The following is a 4,215-nucleotide window of genomic DNA, read 5'->3' on the forward strand; positions in this document are numbered from 1 at the left end:
TCATGGATGGCGTAGGTGGTAGGAAGCCCCCGTGGAGCTGCAAAGGAGAAGGTGATCTTCTCGGCAGAGGGATTGTACGTCTCCCCGCCAGCATTCACCTCCTGCCGGCTGTTCAGGCTGCAGGAGCAGAGCCCCATACCCGCAAGCAACGCCAGCGTCAGCATTCCGATAATCGTTTTCTTCATATCTATATTAAGAATTAAGTGAGTAAACAAAATGAACTTTGCGAAGTGTAGTCACATATATCAGCATAGCCTGCATCTGTGAAAACAATTATGATCCGGCTAGGTCACCCGAGATCGACCCTCCATCCTGCCAGTCGACGACCCGACTGCCGGTCCAGAGGAAGATGAGGATGTTGTCCTTATTGATCTGAACCACAATCTTGTAGTCCTGTACCGGATCTTGATCCGGCTTTAAACCCTGATCCCGGAAGAAACGCGTGAGGTCGAGCTCCTTGCGGTAGAGCTGACCATTGTAGTAGATCCGTAGCGTTGGGATCTGCTCCTCTGTGTAGCGCAGGGAGCGGAAGGTGTGTCGCAGCTCGTGGCCGAAGAGGGTCACCGGTGCCACGATGCGACCAGAAGCTCCCCGATTGGAGGGAAACTCGTGGTACGAGCGCTCCTTGGAGGATCCGGAGAGGGCGGGATCAGCACCCGGTCCCTGCCACGTGTAGAGACCATTGCGGACCGGACGATGCAGATTGTACGTCTCAGGGAGTAGATCCAGCTCCAGCCTGTAGTCCCCTTCGCCCGGCGGAAAGATGTCTCCCCAGACAACCCGCACCAATAGGTGACAATGGATATTGGAGAGGTCACAGTAGTAAGTGGTGTGGGCAAAGCGCTCTGAGACGATCTCGCGGATGTTCCAGTAGAGCGGATCGCCATCCTTGGGTTCCTTATAGGTGTCGTAGAGCGCGGTGATACTAAGATCTGACAACTTGGTCTCTCCCTCGACCATCTCCGGGAAGTTGCTGAATCGGTCACTCCGATTGGCCAGCGTTAGCACCGTGTACCTGCCTACCGGAAGAGCTCGCAGCACGATCTGCTGAGAGTGCGGGGAGGTCTGTCGCAGCTCACGGACATAGCGCCCCTCCCCGTCAAAGAGGTAGTGGTGGATCTCTCGGATGTGATCCGGGTACTCATCCTCCCTACCGGGGATGTAGCGGTAGATCAGCCGTATCTCCTCACAACACTCGTCGCGCTCATCCAGAGTGCTGCAGGAGGTGAGGAGAAAGAAGAGTCCAGCCCCTCCCGCCACGCTGACCGCCACGAGGAGCCACCTGAGAGTTCGCTTGAACCCTCTCGCCCTCTCCTGCATAACCTCCGACAGGGGTTGTAGCGTGCGCTGGGGCGTAAAGTATTGCTTTCCTCTACTCATGGCTCTACGGCTTACCGAGGTCACCGCATCTGCTTCACTGCAACGTGAAGTCGCTTCAGGTTCCTATTCGCCTCGTCTCGGGTGTCCGGGACGCGAGTGGCGCGACGGAGGTAGTCCTCAGCCTTTGCTCCATCGCCTATGCCCCAGTAGTAGAGTCCGAGATTGTTGTAGGCAAGCGGCTCTTCCTTGATCCGGCTGAGGTATTGCCAGGCGAGGGGGTAGTCGCCTCGGACGAGGGCAGCGGAGGAGGCATTGAGATTGGCGATCAGATCCTCGCTGAAGTACTGTGCCGCTATGTCAAACTCCTTACCATAGCTCCTCCGATCGCTACCGTCTCGGTGGCGCTCCGCCACACGGTAGATCTCCTCCTGACTCAGCTCTTGCGGACGGCTATCGATCAGCTGCTCTGCCTCCTCCGTGGAATAGTCGCGTACCTTGTACTGCAACTCCATCTCCATACGGCGTAGCGGGGGGTAGAGGACATCGAGGAGGTAGCGGTAGGCACTCATCCCGGCGAGACGCTTGATCTCCGCCTCCCTCCGGTCGAGGTCATACACATTGTCCATGACGGAGAGGACGGTCCATCGATTGGGGACATTGTAGTCCTGCTCCACAGCTCTACGAAGTCCGACCCAATCCTCACCCATACCTCGGGCGGGGAAGTTGGCAAGTGAGAGACCATATCGACTCTGCAGGTAGCTACGGAAGCTGATGGCGCGCTTCCGAGAGAGGTCGAGATTAAAGGGCTCCGTCGCCTCGGGGGAGGCGTACCCACTGATGGATGCGGAGAGAAGTGTTACATCGGCTCCTCGCAGGAGGGGGCGCATCACCGACTCCACCTTCTGAAGCTCGCGGTAGTTGCCGGCATAGTCGGGGAGGATGTCCCACTTGCCGACACGGAACTGGATCCGCACCGTATGGTTCTCCCGTCGCTCCTTAACCACCTCGCGCTGGGGACGATAGAAGCGGACATCGCTCTCCCGGACCTCCGGTGCAGGCAACTGAGCCTTCGCCTCCGGAAGCGAGGGCTTTGCCTCAGGGGGAGTCGACTCCCCCTCTCGCAGATCCCGCTTGTCCGCCACGCTTCCGGCGTTGTACTCTGCCACCTGTCGGAGATCACAGCAACCTTGGATGAATTGGTAGATCTTCACCTCCCCTTTTCGGGTGACGCTGCTCGGCAGGGTGAGCATCTGACGATAGGTGACCCACTCATCGGTTCGCTTCCCCTCCAGCACCACCACCTGTGCCGGGCGGTGGCTGACGTAGACATCCCTGTCCAGCAAGGCAGTCTCACGTCGGTAGTAGCTGTTGCGCGTCGGATCATTGACCAAAATGATGGGGAAGGTGAAGACGGCACCTTCCTCCTCGTAGCAGGGAACGATGTGGAGAGCCTCATCGTGCCCCACCACCTTACCCACCACATGGACGCGGAAGGAGATCTCCAAGTGACGGTCACCGACCCAAGACATAGAAATGCCCTCAAAATTGAGCTCCGGACCTATCTCTCGCATCTGCGGAGCGACCCCCACTCCCCTCTTCGTCTCGAAGTATTGAGCTCTCGCTGTGAGACTATTCCCTACAAAGAGGAGAACAGCGACCGCTACGACCAGTATGTTTCTGCATCTACTCATAATCCCGTTGCTCTAATTGATGAAGTATACCAGAGATATCGCTGCCTTGGTCGGTCCTATATAGTCCCGCGTATATTGCCCCTGCGTGTCGCCACAGACGTAAGCATCGCAGCGGTCGTACTGCATACGGAGGTAACCCGCCCCGAGGGAGAGCTCTAACCCCCAGCGCGACCCGATCGCAAACTGGTACCCATAGGAGAGTCCGCCACCATAGATCTGACCATGATAGCGAACGGTTCGGAGCTGATCAATGAAGGGAATGCCTCCAATATTAAACTGCCCATAGATCCCGTGAAGTCCGATGAAGCTCCGCTCGTAGGTCTTGCAGAACCAGTACTTGAGCTCCGGCATCACGCCCCAGTGGATGATCTTGGGGTTGTAGGCGTTACCCTCTTCATCGGTCCACTGAGGAAAGAGGAAAGGGTTGTATGAGCCGTGAAGGCTCATACTCCAGTGATCTGCCATCCGGAAGTCAACCCCGAGATTGGGGGTGGTGGTGGCCAGATAGAGGAGGTTGCTCTTGATACCAACGGTCTGAGCCACGCCCCGCCCGCCGCCAAGGAGGAGCAGGAGGGTGACGGCAAGGAGTAGAAACCTGCCCCTATGGGCAGAAGACAAAACGAGGTCACCACACCCGCCTCTGCGATCAGAGGAAAGTGTGGTGACCTTGTTATGTATACGGAGGAGAGTCCTACTCGAACGGGCGTACAAGAGACCGGAAGACCCGGCCGTTGCCGACTCTCCGGAGATCGTGCCTAAACGGCTATCGGAGAGTGTATAGAGAGGCTCTCTCTCTCTCTCTCTCTCTAACAAAATATCTGACATATCCAAATCCTTTCCGTTAAGTAGTGCTAAGAATATATACGAATCTAGTTCGTCAGTATCACTTCGCAAATATACCATCTTTTTTTATCCTAACAACTTTTTCACGTTTAAGTGAATTTAAAAGCGCTAATCCCCTGTGTCTTGATTTCTTCCTTAAACCGCTCCACAAGCGGAAGGAATGGTAAAAACCTCTTCCAAAAAATTTCTGCTAAAAAAGACGCTAATATGTTTTCGCCCCCAGGGCTGACGCATTTGAGCGTTACAGAAGCCACTCAACTCATTGTGAAGAGTGGCGAACGAAGCACCCCGACAGGGGTGCTCGCTTCTTAGCCTCAGGTCGAGGGGCATAGCCCCGATGACCCGTGGATCAGGCATCGCA

4 protein-coding genes are annotated in these 4,215 nt (G+C 56.2%); all 4 read right to left on the reverse strand.

Annotation, left to right across the window (positions count from 1 at the left end):
- On the reverse strand, nt 1-185 hold a 185-nt coding region (locus tag HMPREF2890_RS08975; RefSeq protein WP_148130679.1), incomplete at its 3' end, for a hypothetical protein.
- Between the two features lie 88 nt (nt 186-273).
- A complete protein-coding gene (locus tag HMPREF2890_RS05070) occupies nt 274-1,380 on the reverse strand; it encodes a FimB/Mfa2 family fimbrial subunit (protein ID WP_083289811.1) in 1,107 nt (368 codons plus the stop codon).
- A 20-nt stretch (nt 1,381-1,400) separates the two neighbouring features.
- Entirely contained in the window at nt 1,401-3,011 is a 1,611-nt protein-coding gene (locus HMPREF2890_RS05075; RefSeq protein ID WP_148130680.1) for an OmpA family protein, read from the reverse strand.
- A gap of 12 nt (nt 3,012-3,023) precedes the next feature.
- Nucleotides 3,024-3,629 (reverse strand): DUF3575 domain-containing protein, encoded by a 606-nt coding sequence (locus HMPREF2890_RS05080; RefSeq protein WP_070466230.1) that lies wholly within the window; start codon nt 3,627-3,629, stop codon nt 3,024-3,026.
- Nucleotides 3,630-4,215 lie beyond the last annotated feature (586 nt).

Source organism: Porphyromonas sp. HMSC065F10 (genome assembly GCF_001808555.1).
GTDB lineage: Bacteria > Bacteroidota > Bacteroidia > Bacteroidales > Porphyromonadaceae > Porphyromonas_A.